Source organism: Neobacillus sp. FSL H8-0543, assembly GCF_038592905.1.
Taxonomy (GTDB): Bacteria; Bacillota; Bacilli; order Bacillales; family Cytobacillaceae; genus Neobacillus.
The window spans coordinates 3,561,367-3,583,140 of sequence record NZ_CP151943.1 but is presented as its reverse complement, the minus strand read 5'-3'; the positions used below and the strand labels follow the sequence as shown (position 1 = coordinate 3,583,140).

At 34.9% G+C, this 21,774-nt stretch carries 20 protein-coding genes and 1 pseudogene; 8 read left to right on the top strand and 13 right to left on the bottom strand.

Annotated elements, in window-relative coordinates:
* Window positions 1-265: 265 nt before the first annotated feature.
* Window positions 266-1,054, top strand: a complete 789-nt coding sequence (locus tag NSS81_RS17865; protein ID WP_342429998.1) for a phospholipase D-like domain-containing protein — start codon at window positions 266-268, stop codon at window positions 1,052-1,054.
* A gap of 563 nt (window positions 1,055-1,617) precedes the next feature.
* Window positions 1,618-3,351 carry a multicopper oxidase gene (locus NSS81_RS17860; protein WP_342429997.1) on the top strand — a complete coding sequence of 578 codons (1,734 nt, stop codon included), beginning with the start codon at window positions 1,618-1,620 and terminating at the stop codon, window positions 3,349-3,351.
* Window positions 3,352-3,537: 186 nt separating this feature from the next.
* Here NSS81_RS17860 and NSS81_RS17855 read toward each other — a convergent pair whose 3' ends face one another.
* Together NSS81_RS17855 and NSS81_RS17850 are read right to left on the bottom strand one after the other, a co-directional pair.
* The gene (locus NSS81_RS17855) at window positions 3,538-4,080 is read right to left on the bottom strand and encodes a GNAT family protein (RefSeq protein WP_342429996.1); all 543 of its coding nucleotides are present in this window, start codon (window positions 4,078-4,080) and stop codon (window positions 3,538-3,540) included.
* Window positions 4,081-4,308: 228 nt separating this feature from the next.
* The gene (locus NSS81_RS17850; RefSeq protein ID WP_342429995.1) at window positions 4,309-4,947 is read right to left on the bottom strand and encodes a hypothetical protein; all 639 of its coding nucleotides are present in this window, start codon (window positions 4,945-4,947) and stop codon (window positions 4,309-4,311) included.
* A 366-nt stretch (window positions 4,948-5,313) separates the two neighbouring features.
* On the opposite strand from NSS81_RS17850, the gene NSS81_RS17845 reads away from it, so the two are divergent.
* Entirely contained in the window at window positions 5,314-6,132 is an 819-nt protein-coding gene (locus NSS81_RS17845; protein ID WP_342429994.1) for a metalloregulator ArsR/SmtB family transcription factor, read from the top strand.
* 203 nt (window positions 6,133-6,335) lie between these two features.
* Here the strand turns inward: NSS81_RS17845 and NSS81_RS17840 are convergent, their stop codons facing one another.
* Window positions 6,336-6,680: a VOC family protein gene (locus NSS81_RS17840; protein ID WP_342429993.1), complete on the bottom strand. Its 345-nt coding sequence runs from the start codon at window positions 6,678-6,680 to the stop codon at window positions 6,336-6,338.
* A gap of 241 nt (window positions 6,681-6,921) precedes the next feature.
* Complete coding sequence (locus NSS81_RS17835) at window positions 6,922-8,424, bottom strand: phospholipase D-like domain-containing protein (RefSeq protein ID WP_342429992.1); 1,503 nt, start codon at window positions 8,422-8,424, stop codon at window positions 6,922-6,924.
* A gap of 1,077 nt (window positions 8,425-9,501) precedes the next feature.
* Here NSS81_RS17835 and NSS81_RS17830 point away from each other — a divergent pair.
* Entirely contained in the window at window positions 9,502-9,774 is a 273-nt protein-coding gene (locus NSS81_RS17830; protein ID WP_342429991.1) for a site-specific integrase, read from the top strand.
* Window positions 9,775-10,269: 495 nt separating this feature from the next.
* Here the strand turns inward: NSS81_RS17830 and NSS81_RS17825 are convergent, their stop codons facing one another.
* From NSS81_RS17825 to NSS81_RS17815, 3 genes are read right to left on the bottom strand one after another with little or no spacing between them, the layout of a single operon-like run.
* Window positions 10,270-11,406 (bottom strand): zinc-dependent alcohol dehydrogenase, encoded by a 1,137-nt coding sequence (locus NSS81_RS17825; RefSeq protein ID WP_342429990.1) that lies wholly within the window; start codon window positions 11,404-11,406, stop codon window positions 10,270-10,272.
* A gap of 15 nt (window positions 11,407-11,421) precedes the next feature.
* The gene (locus NSS81_RS17820; protein WP_207502343.1) at window positions 11,422-11,784 is read right to left on the bottom strand and encodes a spore coat protein; all 363 of its coding nucleotides are present in this window, start codon (window positions 11,782-11,784) and stop codon (window positions 11,422-11,424) included.
* A gap of 10 nt (window positions 11,785-11,794) precedes the next feature.
* Window positions 11,795-12,010 (bottom strand): spore coat protein, encoded by a 216-nt coding sequence (locus NSS81_RS17815; RefSeq protein WP_342429989.1) that lies wholly within the window; start codon window positions 12,008-12,010, stop codon window positions 11,795-11,797.
* Window positions 12,011-12,154: 144 nt separating this feature from the next.
* On the opposite strand from NSS81_RS17815, the gene NSS81_RS17810 reads away from it, so the two are divergent.
* From NSS81_RS17810 to NSS81_RS17795, 4 genes are all read left to right on the top strand, one after another.
* Window positions 12,155-12,367, top strand: coding sequence for a hypothetical protein (locus tag NSS81_RS17810; protein ID WP_009330592.1), 213 nt, complete (start codon window positions 12,155-12,157; stop codon window positions 12,365-12,367).
* A complete protein-coding gene (locus NSS81_RS17805) occupies window positions 12,360-12,659 on the top strand; it encodes a spore coat protein (RefSeq protein ID WP_342429988.1) in 300 nt (99 codons plus the stop codon). The genes NSS81_RS17810 and NSS81_RS17805 overlap by 8 nt, the downstream gene beginning before the upstream one ends.
* A 459-nt stretch (window positions 12,660-13,118) precedes the next feature.
* A complete protein-coding gene (locus NSS81_RS17800; RefSeq protein ID WP_342429987.1) occupies window positions 13,119-13,583 on the top strand; it encodes a hypothetical protein in 465 nt (154 codons plus the stop codon).
* A 9-nt stretch (window positions 13,584-13,592) separates the two neighbouring features.
* Entirely contained in the window at window positions 13,593-14,090 is a 498-nt protein-coding gene (locus NSS81_RS17795; protein WP_342429986.1) for a hypothetical protein, read from the top strand.
* Between the two features lie 353 nt (window positions 14,091-14,443).
* Here the strand turns inward: NSS81_RS17795 and NSS81_RS17790 are convergent, their stop codons facing one another.
* The 6 genes and pseudogenes from NSS81_RS17790 to NSS81_RS17765 form a co-directional block, all read right to left on the bottom strand.
* Window positions 14,444-17,542: an EAL domain-containing protein gene (locus NSS81_RS17790; RefSeq protein ID WP_342429985.1), complete on the bottom strand. Its 3,099-nt coding sequence runs from the start codon at window positions 17,540-17,542 to the stop codon at window positions 14,444-14,446.
* 274 nt (window positions 17,543-17,816) lie between these two features.
* Window positions 17,817-18,089, bottom strand: coding sequence for a hypothetical protein (locus tag NSS81_RS17785; protein WP_342429984.1), 273 nt, complete (start codon window positions 18,087-18,089; stop codon window positions 17,817-17,819).
* Window positions 18,090-18,353: 264 nt separating this feature from the next.
* Window positions 18,354-18,491: pseudogene (locus tag NSS81_RS17780) on the bottom strand (GNAT family N-acetyltransferase); the annotation flags it as partial.
* A gap of 669 nt (window positions 18,492-19,160) precedes the next feature.
* Complete coding sequence (locus NSS81_RS17775) at window positions 19,161-19,787, bottom strand: hypothetical protein (protein ID WP_342429983.1); 627 nt, start codon at window positions 19,785-19,787, stop codon at window positions 19,161-19,163.
* A 39-nt stretch (window positions 19,788-19,826) separates the two neighbouring features.
* Window positions 19,827-20,027: a hypothetical protein gene (locus NSS81_RS17770; protein ID WP_342434064.1), complete on the bottom strand. Its 201-nt coding sequence runs from the start codon at window positions 20,025-20,027 to the stop codon at window positions 19,827-19,829.
* Between the two features lie 208 nt (window positions 20,028-20,235).
* Entirely contained in the window at window positions 20,236-21,771 is a 1,536-nt protein-coding gene (locus NSS81_RS17765) for a sodium/solute symporter (protein ID WP_342429982.1), read from the bottom strand.
* Window positions 21,772-21,774: the final 3 nt, after the last annotated feature.

Sequence of the window (21,774 nt, the reverse complement as noted above, 5' to 3'; positions counted from 1 at the left end):
TACAGCTAAGCTGCCCCATTAGATCAATAAAGAAGGAGCGATTTCCTTCTTGCATCGCTCGCTGTTACTGAAACAAGGTTACAGCTGTACTCATTAATTAATGGTTAACCCTAATTGTCCAGTAAGTTCCTTTGGATTTAGTTGGATAATAAGGTCATGGATAATGATTGTAGGTGGGGAGTTTACTTTTATTTCTAAATCGATATAAAAACTCTTGATTAAGAATTTACATATAATATATTAGTAGTGAAAGGATGGATAAAATATGAAATTAGATATGGTCGCTTTAAAACAATTAGTACCCTTCATAAATGAAGTGTGTTATCGAACAGGTTCAGAATTAGTAGATCTGTTTAACAGATTTGGTTCTAGAGATGTCTATGGGAGAGGATTCCCTTCCAGAAAAGATTATACTTTAGACAAACTAAAGCAAATTAATGAATCAAAACAACTTGAACTACTTTTAAATGAAATTGTTTATTCAAGGATAAATCTCGAAATCGACATCGATATCTATTCTAGTTTGGTAGAACCTATGAATGAAATTATTAGATATTGTGGGTACAAATTTGAAAAGAATGAACAAGGTGAATTTATCGTAACAGGAGAAGGATTAATTCCCGATGAAACGATTGAAATCCAGGCATCTTTTGAAAATATCCAACGTGACATACGTGAACAGCTAGACCAAGCTCTATTTACCATTTGGGTGTCCGTTGCATGGTTTACAGATAGAGTTCTTTTTGAAAAGTTAAAGGAAATGGCTGCTCAAGGAGTTAATGTTCAAGTTATTATTAATAACGATGATATTAATAGAAGAACTGGTTTTGACTTTGAATCCTATTTTGAAACATATAGGGTAAATGGCTTTGGAGCCTATCAAGATAATATTTTACACGATAAATTTTGTGTCATTGACTTAAAAACTACAATAAATGGGTCGTTCAATTGGACAAATAGAGCCATGTATAATCAGGAGAATATCAATATCATCCATAGCCACACAACTTCTGAAACCTATGCAAAGAGATTTATAGAAAATAAGGAATTATAAAATTCATCTTTACTTACATCCCCAGTTGTGACCGAAATATAAGATGATACAATTCTTTCTTAATATGTTGAATAACCTTTTTTCATTTAGAAACCTTCTTTTACATAGATATGCTGAAATAACAGCCTTAATCATCAAGGCTGAAGTTTTGCTGGTCCAGTTTACTTGATAGAATCATGTCCATATTGTTTCGGTAATCAAGACATCTTGTTTATTACAGTGTTTTATGAATATAAGAGAGCCTAAATATACAAGAAATGCATAAAACCTTATATATTTTTGGCTCTTAAATTTTATTCTTTATATGTTAAAGCACCTGTTTGTTTAAGTACAATAGTTCACAATCTTCCATTCAATGATAAAAAAATGGGATGATTAGCCCGACTAATTACATGATTATTCTATTCTTTTATTCTTTTGCCCTTACATTTCCCATATCTACTACATACACTGCTAGTACACATTGGTAAAAATTGTTCTAACCACAACTTTTTTCTTCACAATAATTACAATTTTTTCAATTATTCATTTTATAATTTAAAATTATAAGGGGGAATGAAATTTTGTCTTTAGCCAAGTTTGTCGATGCTTTGCCTCTGCCTTCGGTAATAAAACCTGTAGGCTTTCGTAATGGAATTCCGTACTTTGAGGTCAGTATGCTGCAAGTTAAACAAAAGTTACACAGAGATTTGCCACCTACAACGGTTTGGGGATATAACGGGACATATCCTGGTCCAACCTTTGAAGCCAGACGGAACCAGCCTATCTTAGTGAAATGGATGAATAAACTGCCTTTTGAGCATCTTTTACCTGTTGATCGAACCATTGACGGAGCAGAACCAAACCAGCCTTCTGTTCGAACCGTTGTTCATTTACATGGAGGACGTGTCCGTCCTGAAAATGATGGGTTTCCAGACGCATGGTTTACCCGAGATTTCGAAAATATAGGTCCGAAATTTCTACATGAAGTTTACTACTACCCTAACTGTCAACGCCCAGCCCCTCTTTGGTACCATGACCACGCTCTTGGGATTACACGACTAAATGTATATGCCGGCCTTGCGGGGTTATATTTTATACGTGATTCCCATGAGGAGAGCTTAAACCTTCCGAGTGGTAAGTTTGAAATTCCTTTGGTAATTCAAGACCGTTCATTTTTCCCGAACGGTGAGTTATTCTATCCGTCACAGCCTGATCCAGTACCCCCTCCAACACCTGAAGTTCCATTTTTCCCAAATCCTTCTATAGTACCGGAATTTTTCGGAGATACCATATTGGTGAATGGCAAAGTCTGGCCATATCTTGAAGTCGAGCCACGAAAATACCGTTTTCGAATTTATAATGGATCTAATGCAAGGTTCTATACAATCCGTTTAAGTTCTGGTCAAGAATTTGTTCAGATTGGATCTGAAGGTGGTTTATTCGAACATCCTGTTCTAACTAATGAGATTATTCTTGCACCTGCGGAACGAGCTGATGTCATTGTTGATTTTTCAAAACATAAAGGAGAACGAATTATTCTTACCAATAGTGCAAATGCTCCTTTCCCAGATGGCACTCCGCCTACACCTGATTTGGCACAAATTATGGAATTTCGCGTTAAAACCCATCTATCTCATTCAGATCATAGTGATATTCCAAACAATCTAAGCTGCTTTGAACGTTTAGACCCTGGGCTTGCTGTCACCACTCGTATAAACACCTTGAATGAAGATACGGATCGCTTTGGACGTCTACTGCTCTTATTGAATCATATGGGATTTAGAGATTTGCCGATCACTGAAACTCCATCTAACGGGACAGTTGAAATTTGGGAACTTTATAATCAAACAATTGATACCCATCCAATTCACTTGCATCTTGTTCAATTCCAAATTCTTGACCGTGCAACTTTCACTGGTAATCCCTTGGATCCTAACAATCCCAACAATCCACTTATTGTCGGTACAAGGGTTCCTCCTAATGACAATGAAAATGGCTGGAAGGATACCGTACGTGCTAACCCTCGTGAAGTCACTCGAATAATCGCACGCTTTGGACCGTTTACTGGAATCTATCCATGGCATTGCCATATCCTTGAACATGAAGACCATGATATGATGCGACCGTACGAAGTGCTCCAAAACCATGATTTTGACCCATGCATTCCTATTCCAGGCGTGTGTCCGGATGATTCGTTTACTCAATGTTGTCATGAAGACCAAGAACATTGTGGATGTAAAGAGGACCATGACCATGATGAATCAAGTTCAGATCATGGCCATCATCATCACCATGATGAGTCAAGTTCTGATTGAGATCATCATCACCATTCATTCCCATCATCACCACTCTTAAAAATAAGGGGAATATAAAGACTAGCTTAAAATCAAAAAAGCTAGTCTTTTTTTCTTATTGCTTATTGAACTAAGCTGCTTCGTTAGTGGAACAAGAAAAAAAGCCGCCGAAGCAGCTGGTGATCTTAAACTCTTGCACCCGTTACTTTAATAACTTTTTTTATATTCTATTTGTAAAAGACCATATATATCGACATCTTCATACTTATTTTTTAGAAGTCTATTTTGCCTTAATGTTCCTTCTTTTTGTAATCCAGCTTTCTCCAAAACTATTTTTGATGCTTTATTTCTGGAAATGGCAGATGCCCCAATTTTGTTTAGATTCAATTGAGTGAATCCAAATTCTATTATCTTATGTACTGCTTCCGTAGCAAACCCGTTCCCCCAATAATCTTTTCCAATCCAATAACCAAGTTCACCTTTATTATTACTATTATCAATCCTTATTGTAATAGTTCCTATTATTTCGTTTAATTCATTTGATACTATTGTTAAAGGGTATTCCACTCCCTTTTCGATTTGTTCTGGCTGGACAGCAATCCAATCCTCAGCATATTCCAATTCGTATGGATGTGGAAGACCGAGAATACTTGCTATTTCTTTGTTATTTGCCAAATCTTTAATTCTACTTGCATCCTCTTTTTTGAAAGGCTGTAAAGTTAAACGTTCAGTTTGTAATTTTAAAAACATAATTTAGCACCTTCTTTTCTTAGACTTCTTTTCCCCAAGATTTATTAATTTTCTTAAACTATCCTGCTGCTTTAGTTGAATAAGAAAAAGGCTATAATCCTTCTTGAAGTAAAGCACCCCGTTAGTTTAAGTATGAATTAATATCAAAAAAGCAATAGTTAAAAAAGGTTGCCTTGTATAACCTATTCTATAAATATTAATATAACTTCTATGCAAAATGGAAAACACTTAGAGAAATGGACGGTAAACCACAAAATAGACTATGGAAGATACAGCGACAATTGTCATTATATAAATCAATTTATTATTTGCTTTTTTATAAAACCAACAGCCTAATACTATCAGACTCAGGAAATCAAAAATCAATTGAAATAAAAAAGTATGATTATTATACAAATAGATACTTATACCAATTGTTTCCGCAACTAATCCGCTTACTGGTAATGCATACAAAAAGCTGCTCAGCTTATTATCTTTATTCCAGAAGTATAGCACGTAAGCAATAGCACTACATACTAAAGCCAAAATATTATAAAGTATAAATAGATTCCATTGAAACCCTTCATCATAAAATCTTGGAACAAAAAAGCCAAGTATATATTTCAAAAAGTAAAAGCTGAAATTCATACCGAATAAGTACAAGAAAACATTAATAGCAGCATTTTTATTTGAAGAACTAACGTATATCACTAATGTTACCGTTAACATCCAGAAGCCAAATAAAGTCGCTATTGAGCTGAAACTCCATAGGTCATCATATGGAAAAAAATCCGTCAACCTTGTTATTATACCCGCCAATAAACCAAGTCCAATCAGAAAAGAGCTGGATTTAATGCTCCCATCTAATTTCTTCGAACGCACTATCACAAACAATCCCTCTCCATTTAGATTAAATAAATAATCTTAATTTCTAATATATTATTATATTACCATAGAATACTTCCATAGAAATTATGCAGTTTGTTTGACAATGCTTCTTCAACTAACCTGCACCGTTAGTGGAACAAGAAAAAAAGCCGCCGAAGCAGCTGGTGATCTTAAACTATCGCACCAGATAGTTTAAGTACATTTCTTCACAATATAAAAGAAAGAAATTGCAAATGGAAAATTTTATTTTCTGTGGTTATTTGACAATATATTTTTTAATATGTTTCTATTTGGTCACGTTACAAAAAGGTAACATAATTAAAGGAGGTCTTAACTTATTAAATAAAGACCAGAAGGTGAGCCAAAATGAATAACGAAGATTTAACATCGGTATTTAAGGCATTGTCCCATCAATCAAGAAGAGACATACTCGATTTGTTAAAGGACGGTCCAATGTCCACTTCGGATATATGCGATAAATTTTTAGAATCTAGATTTGCCGTTATGAAACATCTCGATATTTTGCAGAAAGCAGAACTGGTAGTATCGAGGAAACAGGGACGATTTAGACTGTACTTTTTTAATGCTATTCCAATACAACAGCTTTATAATCGCTGGATAAATCGTTATGAATCACAATTTTCAACATCGCTAGTCAATTTAAAAGAAAAACTTGAAATGAATGAAGGGAGTATACTAACAATGTCAAACCAAACACAGAAACCAGAGGTTAGTTCGTTTCAGATAGAACAGGAAATTTTAATCAATGCACCACGAAATTTAGTATTTGATTCATTAACAAAAGATATTAATGAATGGTGGGCATTTGGGACAAAGGGAGTCCTAGATAAAGGAACACTTTTTTTTGAGCCTAAGTTAGGCGGTCGTTTTTATGAAGATTGGGGAAATGGACAAGGAATCATTTGGGGGATAGTGACTTATTTTAAGGAGTCAGATGAAATTAGACTCAACGGACCTATCAGTGAAATGAAAGGAGCAGTTAACAGTAATTACGGTTTTAAATTAGAAGAAAAAGGTTCAGCAACCGTTTTAAAACTATCCCATCAAGTGGTAGGTCTTTTAGAGCCAGAGTGGGAACAAAATCATCGAAATGGTTGGAATAAGTTGCTGAATGAACTCTTTAAAAATTATATTGAGGAAAAGCTTAAAAAACAAAATAACTAAATTCAATTACGCTAAAATAAAAACGTTTAAAATTAATTCGCTTCTCTATTTTTCGCCGCAGATAAAAGATGAAGCGTTTTTTTATACATCAAATTCAACCCATTATTGAACTAAACTGACCGTTAGCACACAAAAAAAGGATCACCGTAGCAATCCCAATCTTCAGCTCTTCGCCCACGGTAGTTGAATAAGAAGCTCTTAATTTATTTCCAATAACAAATTTGTAGTTTATTGTTGTCTCGATCATAAAAATCAAAAAAGTTGTTTACACCGTCATTGTGCAATTCACTAACATTAACACCTTGCTCTTTTAGTTTTTTATATATTTTATTAATATCTTTTGAAAAAAATATAGGATATGTACCGTTATTAATAGGCTTTACATCTCCTTCTTCAATAGTTAAAGGCACCTTGCTGTTTCCAATGCTCAGAATTCGATAGCCCTCACCTTTATAAGTCTCTTTAAACCCCAAAATATTTTGATACCACTCACTTGATTCTTCAACATTAATTACCTTTAAGCATACAGTGTCAATTCTTTCAATCATCTTCGTCACTCCTTTCATTTATAATATTTGTTCTTGATACGAATGTGAATTTCCTCTTTTTTTTACTAACCTGCTCGTTCGTTCAATAAGAAAAAGCTACCCTTACAGGCAGCCACTTGTTTAACTAAAGCACCCCGTTAGTTTAAGTGAAACCTTTCACAATTATTATATAACAACTTAAAAATAAACCAGTAATCTCTCTTCCAATTCTGTATTCCCAAATTTGATACTATGTTAATGGCTACAACAACGGAAAAAGGAGACGGGCACCCTGCTGCATTAACCTCTGTAAAGGAGAGCGCTGACATATATCCTTCATTTGTAAAGAGACAGAATCATGTAGGTCCCGCTCAAATTGTTCTGTAAGGTCTTTTGCCACGTCTTTACTGTAAAAAAATTCACAAACTTCGTAATTTAAGCGAAAACTTCTCATATCATAGTTTGCTGCTCCTACTTCCGCTACTTCCCCATCGATAACCATCGACTTCGCGTGCAGCATGCCTTTGTTATATAGGTAGATATGAACCCCTGCTTCCAACAACTCTCCGTAATAAGTAAAACTTGCATGTTCTACGATTTTTTGATCCTCTTGACGAGGAACCAGCAGTCTTACACGTACTCCACGTTCAACTGCTGTCTTAAGTCCCATAATAATATCTTGATCTGGTACAAAGTAGGGTGTGGTGATATCAACGGTCTTTGTGGCTTGTGTTATCCCGATAAAGTAAGCCTGCCTAATAACTGGCGTAGGAATACCAGGATTGCCTTCCACTGTCTGTACATAGGCTTGGTGCATCCCATTGGTCGGAACTTCATTCGCGTTTGTTTCTTCAATAGTCCCCAACTCGGTGCTCCATTCTGTCAACATGGTAAATGGGTTTGATAAGCTGGTTGTAGGAGTGATGGGGGAACCATCTTTTCCAGTTTTTGTTTTCATTCTAGATTTTGTATTTATTAGTTCTGGTGAAGCAATATTCCAATGGTCTTCGAAGATCATTTTCAAATCAGATGAAGCTTCACCCACTACTCTTACATGAGTGTCACGCCAGTGTCCTACATTTGGCTTTAATCCGGTATATTCATCTCCAATATTAATCCCACCGGTAAAAGCTTCCCTACCGTCGATTAGAACAATCTTACAATGATCCCGGTTATTCAAAGTTGAAAAAATCCAAGGGGGACGTAAAGGAAAAATAGTCCGACATTCTATTCCTGCATCCATCATCCGAAAAATCAGAGTTTTAGATAATTTTCTGCTCCCCCAACCGTCTCTTATAAAACGGATATTCACACCGTCCAATGACCGTTCAATCAGTAAGTCCGTAATACGCCTTCCAATTTGGTCGTCTTTATATATGTAATATTCCAGGTCAATCGTTTTTTTTGCGTTCTGTATAGATTCCATTAGTATATCATAGGTTTTAATCCCATTTATGAGCACCTGTACATGACCAGTCCTCAATCCATCCACGGTCAAATGTTTCAATGCTTGTGCGATCACCTGAGCTGAACTGCCAAGGGAATCAGGCAGCGTGTCTGATTCGTTAGAAGTAGAAGTCGGCTTTTTACGGCGCTTCTTACGTATGGGATTTGATGTAATTAAATAAAGCCCAAATCCAATTACAGGGAATATAAAACTAATGGTTATCCAATTTAAAGCCACTGCTGGTCGCCGTACCTCTCGAATCGCCATAATTATCATAAAAACAGTATTTAATAAATAAAGTCCAAAAATCCATCCCAAAATAAGCACCCTCTTTTACCTTTTAAAATGTGCAAATAGTAACAAGTTTATAACATATAACCCTGGGATTAACGAAAACAATTGGTACCCATGTTTTTCTCTTTTTTGATATTGAAGGGTTTCCAAATACCTCAATAAAAGTAACGCGTGGTCCTTTGTTTTATTGAAAACTTGGCTTGACATTAATGGTTGGAATTATTAAAAACAATGATATAAGCACAAGAAACGGGATAGGTAAAAGCATATTCTTAATAGCAAAAAGATATGAGGACTGTTTTTATGAATTCAGAAGTACAGGTTATGCCACAACAAATAGATATAACAAATACAGATGAACGAATTATAAGGAGACCAATTTTCATTAGACCGCCTTTTCTAAGACCTTTTTTTTGGAGACCTCCTATTTTCTGGAGACCTCCATTTTTTTGGAGACCCTATCTTGGAAACCCCTTTCTAGCAGGATTACTGGGTGGAGTATTGGGCGGTCTATTGGTTAGTACATTATATGGTCCTTATAGATATGTTTACTGGTATCCATATCCTCCATATCCATATTATCCGCAATACCTTATTTATTAATTTCTTATAAGTCATCCTTTGGGTGCTTTTTGGTGCTAATCAATATTGTGTTAATTTCCTAGTAATATTTAGCGTACAATTTTATTAAAATATAAAATAAAATTTGCCCATTTTCTTTAACCATCCTTTTTTAGGATGGTTTTACATTTTGTTAAAATTGGTAAATCACCCAATACATAGCAAATAAAAATTTCCAAATACTATTTTATTAATTCAAATTCACCTAAAAGAGGGATATTAAATGACTTCTTTAATCACACATACTTGTTGAGAAAATTTTCTTTTAAAGGAATCTTTTTAACCATTTCAAGGAGAGATTGAGACTGTATTACTATCAATTTCCCGCAATTCCACCTATTTTGGTTAATTCCTTGTTCAACTATTCTGCCCGTTAGCTCAATATGAGCTACCGTTTCAATTTCGCAAATCAGGTCAATAATTCCTGTAAAAAAGAATTTTTAGGGAGAGATGAACTTGTTATTGTCTCAAGCATGGGAAATGTATCAATCTGATAAACGTATTGAAGGCTTTTCGTCGCAAACATTAAAAGCATATAAACTACTATACACCTTACTTATACGCTTTTTTAAAGATGTTGATGTTCAACTTGATACGATCACAGCAGAACAATTAAAATCTTATTTAGCAAAATCAAGTGAAAGCCCTAAGCCTGCAAGTTTGGCTCATCGAATTCGTTTTATGAAATCATTTTTTCGATGGTCTCATGAAGAAGGGCATATTCCCAAAAACCCAGCAGCTAAAAAAAAATAACCCAAAACCGGGAAAAGAATCCCTAAATTTCTAACCGAAATGGAAATTGAGCACTTACGGGAAGCCTGCTGCACCCCAATGGAAAAGGCTCTGTTTGAATTAATGTTCTCCACTGGTGCCGAATAGGAGAGATTGTTTCCTTAGATAGAGGCAGAATTATTTGGTCGAACCGATCCACCATTGTCAAAGGTAAAGGCGATAAGGAACAGGAAGTCTATTTCAGTATCAAATTAAGAAATCATTGATTCAACAAAAAAGACGATGGATGATCACCGCCTTAAATGATTGTTTTATCTTTCTGTAAATTTATCGGTGAAATATAGGTAATCAACCTTATGTTTTGTGACCATTAATTGTGATGCAAGTATTGCGGTGTAAATAGTTGTTAATAGTATACCAAAAACTGCTATCCCAAATTATAAGTCCTTGTTATACAAAATAACAATCTCCATTTTTTAAAACAATTTATAGGAATTCATCTTAGATTTATTCAATTTAAGGTTTTAGAATGACTTTTATACAATTATCGGTCCTTGTGTCAAAAACTTCGTATCCATGCTTTGCCTGGTCTAATGGAAGAACATGTGTAATTACATCACCAATATCAACCTTTCCTTCAGATATAAGATTATAAAGAAAAGGCATATACGGAATAACTGGGGCTTGACCCGTTTTAATGTCAACATTTCTTTGGAAGATGTCTCCTAACGGGAAACCATTATAACGTCCCCCATAAACACCGGTAATTTGGATGGTCCCAGCTTTGCGTACTGCCTGTGACGCAATGACAAGCCCGCCCATTGCACCGCCATGAAGCTTCATTCCGGATGCAAGATATTCAAGAGGAGTCATCTTGCCGCTCATACCTGAACAATCAATAACGATATCTGCTCCGCCTTGTGTTATCTCTCTTAAATATTCGCCAACGTTTTCATGTTCCTCAAAATTTACAGTCTCCACTTTATTGGTTCGTTTCGCATGATCAAGCCGGTAATTGATGTAATCGACAGCAATAACTCGCTCAGCACCTTTATACCAGGCAAATTTTTGAGCAAGGAGACCTACTGGACCACATCCTAAAACGATTACAGTATCACCAGCTTTGACACCAGAGTGATCTACACTCCAATAAGCTGTTGAGGCTGCATCTGCAAGTAACACTAACTTTTCATCTTCTACTTCGCAATTCGCCGGTATTTTAAAGGGAGTAAAGTTTCCATATGGAACTCGCATATATTCAGCTTGTCCGCCAGCATATCCACCGGTTGTTTCTGAATATCCAAAGAAACCGCCCATGTCACCATGAGGGTTAGAATTATCACATTGGCTAGTTAAGTCATGGTTACAGTACCAGCAATGCCCGCAGCTTACATTAAAGGGAATAATTACCCGATCCCCTTTACTCAATTTTGTTACTTCCGGTCCAACTTCTTCGACTACCCCCATCGGTTCATGACCTATTACGTAATCAGTTGGCATATTGGGAATCATTTGATGAAGCAAATGCAAATCCGATCCACATATAGCAGAAGATGTTATTTTTATAATGATATCATCGCGATTTTTAATTTTTGGGTCTTTTACTTCTTTAACCTGGACATTTTTATTCCCCTGGTACGTGACAGCTTTCATTTTTTCTTACCCCCCTTATTTATTAGGCGTTGCGAACATTCCAAGTCTATCCGTATCATTCGGGAATAAGTTCATCCCGGCAATCATTAAAGCATTGTCGGCAGATTTAAGATCCAACTCAACTTGCTTGCCAACATCGTTCGGATATAACCAGCCCTTGCTTATCATCAATTCAGATATCTCTGTGTGTAAATCAATGGATTGTTCCATTTGCCTGTATAATGCTTCCCTTAACTCCAGGCTCGCTGTTTCAGTTAACGCAATGGCATATGTATGAATGCCCGTTTTAACTGAAAGAAGAAATTCCAATGCAATGCCTGAATCTGCCATTTCTGGCATATGTTCAGCCCCTTGGGGATCCAAATAATCCATTTCCATTTTTTTCACCTCACCCTATATAATTGGTTCTTGCACCTTTATAAAATTCTTTAAGTTCATTTATCGCTGCGATTGACTGTTGAACATCTTTTTCCATCAGTGCTTTTAAATCATTATCGAAGCAAAGCCCCTGCATAAGCTTTGATTTCAATAAGCATACTGTTTTCAGGTTTAATATCTCATGTGTTTCCATTGTTTCATGATAAGCCAAGATTTCCTTCTCCATGACTTCACCTCCTGAAATTAAAATCCCTATAATATGTTAATATTATTCAATGAAATATTACTGGTTATGGAATATTTTTGGTGGAATATGAATCTCCTGTCTGAAGTAAGATAAGAGAAGTTTTTAAAGATTGGAGAGATACTCTTGACAAAATATTTAGGTCTTCATGAAACACTGGAGACACTCGAGTTAATTGCATTTAAAACAGTATGTTTAACAAAAGCTGTAACTATGAGCAAATTGCTTCCTGATGGAGATCTTAAAACAATTCTTTCTGGTGATTTAGAATCAGGAAGTCAAGGTCTGAAGCAACTTCAGACCTTTATTACAAACCGGGAGGAGACTCACAATGACTAATCTACTGCAAAATATGGCTGGAATGGGAGGCTTAACAGAACGGGCAATCGCCTCGGATTTTCTGATTTCATCTAAATCTGCCGTCAGAAATCTCGCATTTGCTATTACTGAAACAGCTACACCTGAATTAAAATCAGCTCTTCGCGAGCAATTAAGAAATGCAGTGGATACACATGCAAAGATAACGGATTTTATGACTGCCAATGGATATTATCACCCTAATAATTTAGGTGACCAATTAAATGTGAGACTGCAGGATGCACATACAGCTTTAAACCTTAAAGATCAATAGGGGCAGTATCGTATTTTTTATGCAATAAAAAATCAGCTGCTATTAAACAGCTGATTTTTTCCTTCAATATATTACACAGGTAGATCTTCAACCTGCCCGTCACTGTTACCCTTTCATTACCGTAATCATTGTATAAAATTCAAATGAACTTTTCTGGGTTTCTTACTTTTAGTAATAATACATTACCACAGCTAACACAAAAACAAGCATCGACAGGAGAGTATTTCAAAACTGTATTTAAAAAGGGCTCCATATCCCTTAAATTTAACAGTCTGTGTTCTCCTGGACCCACATTGAAACATTCTATCGCCACCATACATACGGATAAGCTCCTGATTTATTGCAACATTAAAAAAAGGACGTTAATCCTCCTGGACCAACGCACCCTTTAGTTGAAGAAGGAATATTTTAAACATAGAGAGATAAAACTATTAAAAAAAGCAATTTAGTGGAGGAGCTATGGCATTTTCAATTTTTTTTGCATTAACACTGATAATAAATCTTACATATGCCGTATCCAAAAAGAATCTTCATCTATTTGAAATATTCTTCATTTGGATGGTAACTAACATTATTCACCATAACTTTATGACCATCTTCGCATTGAATATGGAGATGATCAATTTTAATAGCCATTCAACTAGTTATTGGACAATGGCACTTATCAGGGTCTTCCTTATTCCTGTACTTATTATTTGGTATATAGATAAAACCCAAGGGGCAAAAAACAGGAAAAATTGGATTATGCTATTTATTTTAATACCCCTTTTGATAGGGATTGAATATCTAGCCAATCTTCTTAATGTATATGATTTTGTAAAATGGAATCTTTTTTATTCCATAATAGAGTGGGTTGTCATTTTACTTCCTATAAGCTACCTCTCTACTAGCTTTAGAAAAATTCTTAGAAAAGGGATGAGCTAATTGTTACCATTGCCAGAACAGTTTAACGAAAATGAATGGTTTATAATTCTTACCATTGTTTGTGGTTTTATATTGATTTTGTTCCTCCCAAAAAGATACCCTCTTGTAATTTCTATCTTATTGATTTTGTTCACTGTAACTATTGCTATTATTATGGATCACCTGATTGCAACGCCACCCTTGGATTTATATGACCTTAATGACCTTGAAAAATACGAGGTAACAGACATAATAACGTATTTGATGTATTCCCCTTATGCATTACTATGTGTGTACTTATTTGACAAGTTTGATCCAAAGGGTATTTATATTACTGCATATGTGATCCTTTGGTCTCTTTTTGCTCTAGGCTTTGAATGGTTAGCTGTGTTTTTTAATGTTTTTAAGTTTAGTGGATGGACTTTTCTTAATTCATTTGCTTTTTACCTTCTTGCTACTTCCATATACATACTTTTTTTTAGATTTATTATGGACTCATTAAAAAGTAAAAAAGTCAAAGAGGTATGAAGTAAAATTTTTAAAATAGGCAGACTACAGAGTCTTCCAATAACAAGGTAAAATAGAGCAAAGATGATATCCGTCATTTTTCCTCTATTTTTATACAATCGTTTCACTATTGCTTATTCCGCATTCCTGCCACGTTAGTTCAACAAGAAAAAAGCCGCTCAGTTCGTCAGCTGGTTCTTCAACTCTTGCACCCGTTACTTTAAGTACATTTTTTCACAATCTAATTTATTAATTTCATAACAAATGAATAAGCCATTGGGGGTTTTTCCCTTTGCTTTTAATGCCGTTGTATTACCTTCCTGCATATTCTTTCCCTAACTAGCTATATATGGTTTAATTCATTAGGTTTCTTCCTATTGACAAGTTTTTATTGGTAACCTAACTTCAACCGTAGTACCTTCATTTTCTTTACTTTTTACTTTTATTGACCCATTATGTTCCCGAACAATTCTAAAACATATCATTAAACCTAAACCAGTACCTTTTTCTTTATTACTATAGAACGGCTCACCTAATTTCTGAACTCGCTCCTCACTTACCCCAATTCCATTATCGATTATTTTTATTAGGACATTTTTTCCTTCTATACTGCCTTGGAGTTCTACAAACCCATTTTTAGGAATTGCTTCAATGCTATTTTTAATTATATTAATGAAAACTTGTTTTATTTGGTTTGTATCACACATAATCTGAGGAAGATTTTGTTTATACTCTTGGAAAATTTCTACGTTTTTCAAATTTGCTTCTGGTTTTAATAATGTCTCAACTTCTTTAATTATAGTTTTAATATTAACCTTTTTTAATTGAATTTCTTTTGGTTTGGCAAGATTAATAAATTCTTCAAGAATTTCCTCAACTTGTTTAAATTCTTTGGAAATTACTTTGAAAAATTCTTTCTTCATGATTCCTTCTTCTAAAAGTTGAATGAATCCCTTTATTGAAGTTATAGGGTTTCTAATTTCATGTGCAACACCTGCAGCAAGTTGACCCACAACTGATAATTTCTCTGATTTTGAGAGCTGTTCTTCCATTTCCCTTTTTTCTGTAATGTCTCTCCCCACTAATATAAAATGTTCTGGATCGCCATTTTCTCCAAGGACTGGGGTACCTAGTCCTTCAAATAATACCGATTTCCCATTAATGTTCAATAAACGAGCTTCCATCCTTAATGGAGTCATAGTATTTAGTACATGTTCAAATCCCATCATCACGCTTTGTTTGTCGTCAGGATGTATTAAATCAAACGAACTTTTACCTACATATAATTTTAATGGATTACCCATTACTTTTCCAAGTGAAGGTGATGCACACAAAATCATTCCATTCATGTCCAATAACATTACTATGTCCATCATGTTTTCAGCAATCAGGCGATATTTAGCTTCGCTTTCTTGTAAAGCTCTCTCCGCTTTTTTTCGTTTTGTTATATCAATACATGAACCAATCACCTGGACTACTACTCCCGCCTTTTTAATAGGACGTAAAGTTGCAAGATAATTAATTCCATTTAGCTCGTCCTCATAAGTAACATATTCTTCTCCTTCCCATGCCCTCCTATAGTAGGCAGTTTTATCAATTGCATTTTGATAAGGTAGAAAATCTTCTAACTCTTTTCCTATCACTTGAGAAGAAAGTATTCCAAAACGGTATAATAATTCCCCATCACACTGTGTATGAATAAATCGATTTTTAATTTTTTTATACTTAAATATCATCCCTTGATGCAAACGAATCGTATCTTGTAACTCTCTTTGGGCAGATTTCAATAATTCATCCATCAACATTTGATGGTTTAGATCCTTTGGAATTCCGTGTTTTTCAACTATTTTTTCAATTTCAAACCGTTTTTCTTCTAATTGATAAGGTGTTAATGGCTTACTTAAGAAATATCCTTGACCATCATCACATATATGCTGTTGTAGAAAAACAAGTTGCTCCTTTGTTTCAATTCCTTCTGCCACTACATTCAAATTTAGATTATGAGCCATTGAAATAATGGTTTTAACCATGGTTTCATCATTCGGGTTGTTTCGAAGTTCTTTAACAAAACACTGGTCGATCTTTAGGGTATCAACAGGAAAGTTTTTCAAATAGCTTAATGAACTGAAACCTGTACCAAAATCATCAATACTTACACGGACACCAATCTTTTTAAGCTGTTGTAACATAAAAATTGTACGGTCAATATCGACTGTCATAGTTTCAGTAATCTCAATTTCTAAAAAGTGTGGCTCTAATCCTGTTTTTTGAAGAATGGATTCAATAATATCAATTATATTAGTTTGATTGAATTGAATAGCTGATAAATTGACGGAAACAACTGTTGAAAAACCTTGTTGTTGCCAAGTTTTAGTTTGTTTACAAGCAGCATTCAAAGCCCATTCACCAATAGGTAAAATTAATCCTGTCTCTTCAGCAATGGGTATAAATGTTCCTGGTGATACCATTCCCCATACTGGGTGGTCCCAACGAATTAATGCTTCAACACCCACAATTTTCCCCGTATTTAAATCGATTTTAGGCTGATAATGAAGTAATAACTGATTATTTTTTATCGCCTTATGGAGCTCCACCTCTATTTTTAAAGCGTCTAGTCTTCCTTCATTCTCATCAAAGGCGTAGAACTTATATTTATTTCTACCCTCTTTTTTTGCCTGATACATTGCATTTTCTGCATGTCTTATTAAAAATCCTTCACTTTGTCCATCCTTAGGAAACTGACTAACCCCAACACAGATTGAAATTTTTATGTCATACCCATTTATACAAAATGGACTTGAAAATGATTCGATTATTCGTTCAATCAAAGGTGAAATTTCATTTTCATCAAGTTTTTCCAGCGTTACAAGAAACTCATCTCCAGAGTATCGAGCTATGAAACCAAATTGATCTATTTTTTTCTTTAGTTGTCTTGAAATTTGATTTAATAACTGATCACCTACTTCATGACCATATATATCATTAACAATTTTAAAATTATTAATGTCTATAAATAAAACGGCAAATAAACCAGCAATAGATTGGGATTGTAACTTGCGTTTTAAGTATTTATTAAAGTAAAAACGGTTCGGTATTTTTGTTATAACATCGTAATTAGCTAGAAAATTAATTTTTTGAAACTCTTTCTTTTGTTCTGTAATATCTCTAAAAAATACAGACAAGCCTTCCTCAGAAGGAAATGCCCTTATTTCATACCATTTATTGTTAAAATACTCTTCAAATTCTAGAGGTACTTGTTCCGACAATGACTTTTTATATCGTGTTACAAATTTATGCAAGTCACTGTGTGGTAATACATCATAAATATATTGTCCAATCGCATTTTCAAATTTAATTTGTAAAAGTTTTTCTGTAATATTATTTATATATTCAAATTTTAATTCATTATTTAACGAATAAAACGCATCAGATACTCGCTCTAAAATATCCTTAGTATTGTTTATATCGCTCAATGTTGATCTCCTTTCGTTAGGACCTAAAAAAGGAACTAAATTATTCACTAATATATTATACAGTTATTTTCCATTGCAACGACAAATTTAATATAATCCATCGATATTCTTAAAACACCTTGAGCTTTCATCCATTATTAATCCCTTTTTGAATAGAGTAGAGTACCTAGCATCATGGTATTTTTCGCTCTACAACTAAACTGCCCTTTAGTTCAATAAGAAAAGGCTGCCATTACATCACCCTTCAAGACTGATCTCTGTACAAGAATGCATTTTATGCTCCGAACCCACGAATTCCAATCATAACTATTAACAATCCATAGCCTATAACAATAAGCGAAATCATTCCCATTCCAACAATTTTTAAAGAGCCACTTTCTTTTAATTTGACTCCTTTAACGCCTAACACAAAACTTGTTATCCAAGAAGCAAGCCCTGTGAAGAAATAAGAGTTGAAAACTCCATTATTTCCTTGAGAACCCAAGCAAAATAGCAAAATTCCTGCTATGGCTAAAATAAAGGATAACAGTCCATATTTTCCCTTCAAAGTATCTTCATCCCTCTTCGTTAAGTTATTTATTAATTCAGAACATATTGATTAATTTATATAGTATAACATAAATTCTTACTCACTAAAGCAGCAACAAAGTTTACGAAAACAGCCTTAAACTAAACTGCGACGTTGTGGAACAAGAAAAAAACTGCCAAAATGACAGCTCCAATTCTTTAACTATTGCACCCCCGATAGTTTAAGTACAAGATTTCACAATCTTACTTCTTTCCAGTTATTTATTCTAACCTAGCCTGTTGTTTAGAAATGGTAACTCATTATAATAAGCTCACCTTTTTTTCCCATTCTTCGAACACCATCATCAACAAATCCACATTCTTTGTATAATCCCTGTGCTATTTCATTTTTAAGATTAACCGCTATAACAATAGGAGACATTTAACTGCTTGGGCAAAAAGGATGGTACAAGGTTTTTTTAGCCTGGGGAAAAATTCGTTGCTTAATAAGTATTTTGTTTCTTCCACTAAACTGCCAGTTAATGCAATAAGAAAAAAGGGATCACCGCAGCCATCCCAATCATTAACTATTGCCCCCATTACTTTAAGTACAATTCTTCACAAACTTTATTTATAGGGCTGAAAATCAATCGATTTTACTTGTAACATTTTGTCATGATATTCATAGGTAATAACAATACTACCAACAAAACTTGCAGGAGATATTTGTCCAGTAACACTGGCAATAAGTTGCTTACCATTTACTTCCTATTCGCAAACACTGCCAAATCCTATATCTTCAAATAAGTTTTCAGGTTTGATTTCTAAAGGTGTTATATCAACTTTATATACTTTATCATCAACTCGTACTTCGGCTAGTTCAGTCGTTAACTTTGTTTTTACGTTTATAATAATTGTGTTACTACCAAACTAATTTGTCCAAGAGTTGACGATACCAGCTGTCCTTTTTTTGACGGTATACATGGAAAATAGTTGTTATAATATAATTTTAGATTATTTGTAAGACGGCTTAGAATGGACAGTTTTGTTACTTTTTAAGTTGACCAATTTTGTATGATTTACTATATGATTTGGAAATTAATAATTGACTTTAATCAAGTTCTTCGTCCTTTAATAATTTTTTCGCATTTTTACCATTAGCAATGATTTTACCCCCAATGTTAAGTTCCTTCACTTCTCCGCCTTCCAATGCGTAACTTGTAACACCATCACCGTGTGTAATAATGTCTCCATTAACGGTCAAACTTTCAATTTTTCCCCCTGATTTAATACTTACGGCATTTGCCGCAAGTTTCATGATTACGCCTTTAACTAGGGAATTGCCAACAGAGCCATAGGTTGCGACACTTTCTTCAATAATCATATTTCCAATGGGCTTACTGACTTGTATTCCAATGGAACCATCCCCATAGGTTGTGATGGATTTAAATTTAATATTTTCTACTGCCCCGTCATATTGGTTAAACCCTCTCGCTCCTAATCCATATGTAATAATATCCTGTGCCAAGAAATCTTTTACTGTTCCAAAATTCACAAATCCAATGCCGCTTGGTCCATAAGATATGACCGGACGATGGCTAATCCATTTTTCAACTTTTCCCCATGTATCCAGCACCATGTCATTTACACCGTAAGTCACTATCTCGTTATGATGTTCAACTATTTTTGCTTCCACACTTAACCATTTGAATTTAATTACATTTTGGTCTACAATCACAATCTGGTCCTCCGTCACAGTCTGGTCCACAATCAAAGTCTAGGCAGTCTGGAGGAACCATTTTTCTTTTTTCGGCCAAACAAGTCCATTAGCTAAGCGCCATTCTTTTAATACTGATTTATAGTCCGCTTCATTCATAAACCCTTCATATGGAGATAGTACACCTGTAGCAATCATTTCAAGTGTAATGACAGCTTCCAAATCAACCATAATATATGGTAGCTGCCTTGCCCGCTCCAGCGCACGACCTCGTTCTTCACCAGTTAAAACACGGTCAACTAATTTCCCTCCATGTGGCTGTTGTCGTTATTTTATCACTTTTTCTTCTACACTTATTTCTTTGTTTATTACCAAATCCACCTCATCCCCCTAATTAACTATTTAATAGCTTCTAATGATTTCCCTACTAGTAATAAACCCTATGTCAAAAACTCGTTTTTACATACATTTATTCCGCCTTTTTAAAGCCTGTATGTGCCCGCACAGAAACTTCAGCATAGCGTTTATAATCATTTTCCTTCGAGAAAATGGTTCCAAGATAACCACCAAGAAAGCCTAATGGAACACTCACTAGTGCCGGATTATCTAATGGGAAGATTGGGTTTCCTACAAATAGAGCGACCCCTTCAACTGGAGAAAATACGCTAGGACTAATCGAGACTAGAACTAATGCTGAGATCAATCCGGAAAGAACTGCCCAAATTGCACCTGATGTATTAAAGCGCTTCCAATATACTGTGTACAAAATAACTGGCAAATTCGCACTTGCCGCAATACAAAATGCTAACGAAACTAGGAAGGCTACGTTTAAGTATTGAGCACCTAATGATAATAAAATGGATAGAACAGATACACCTAGAGCTGCATAGCGTGCTGCAAGCATTTGCTGTTTTTCTGTTACCTCACCTTTTTTAATAATTTGTCCGTAAATATCATGTGCAAATGCAGATGCTCCAGATAACACGAGACCAGCTACTACCGCTAAGATTGTCGCAAATGCAACTGCAGAAATGAAAGCAAATAATATATTCCCACCGATTGCCTTCGCAAGTAGTGGCGCAGCCATGTTTCCGCCAGCATTTGCTGCGAGTATTTCACTTTCCCCGACATAAATTGCTGCCCCAAAACCAAGGAATAATGTTAAAATATAAAAAATCCCAATCGTCCAAGTTGCTGTTATAACGGAGCTTCTAGCAGTTTTTGCATCCTTTACCGTGAAAAAGCGCATCAGAATGTGTGGAAGACCGGCTGTTCCAAGCACTAAGGCAAGCATTAACGAAAGCGTTCCTAGAGGATTTGTATATTTGATTCCTGGATTTAAATAATCTGCACCATGACTAGTTGCCGTTTTCACTTCAGTAAACATTGCCCCTATATTAAAGTTAAATTTCACTAGTACCAGGAACGAGATGACAACCATTCCTGCCATCAGAAGTACAGCCTTTGTAATCTGTACCCAACTCGTTGCAATCATTCCACCAAATAGAACGTAAATCGTCATCATAACCCCAACAATTAACACGGCTATCCAATACGGGATTTCGAATAATAACTGTATAAGTGCACCAGCACCAACAAGTTGTGCGATCATGTAGAAAAGAACAATGGTAATAGTACTAAGCGCAGCAGCCCCTCTTACCTTTTTCGCATCAAAGCGCGAATTAATCATGTCCGCTAATGTATATCTACCAAGGTTACGCAATGGCTCTGCTACTAAAAACAATACAACTAAATAAGCAATCAAAAATCCGATACTATAGAAAAATCCATCAAACCCTTTTAAAGCAATCATTCCTGCAATACCAAGGAAGGATGCCGCCGATAAATAATCACCAGCTATTGCTAATCCATTTTGCCATCCAGTCAATCCCCCACCCGCCGTATAAAAATCTCCAGTTGATTTTGTTTGTTTTGCTGCAAAAAAAGTGATGACTAACGTAAGAATTACGATTATGAGAAAAAGAATAACTACTACCGGATCCATCTA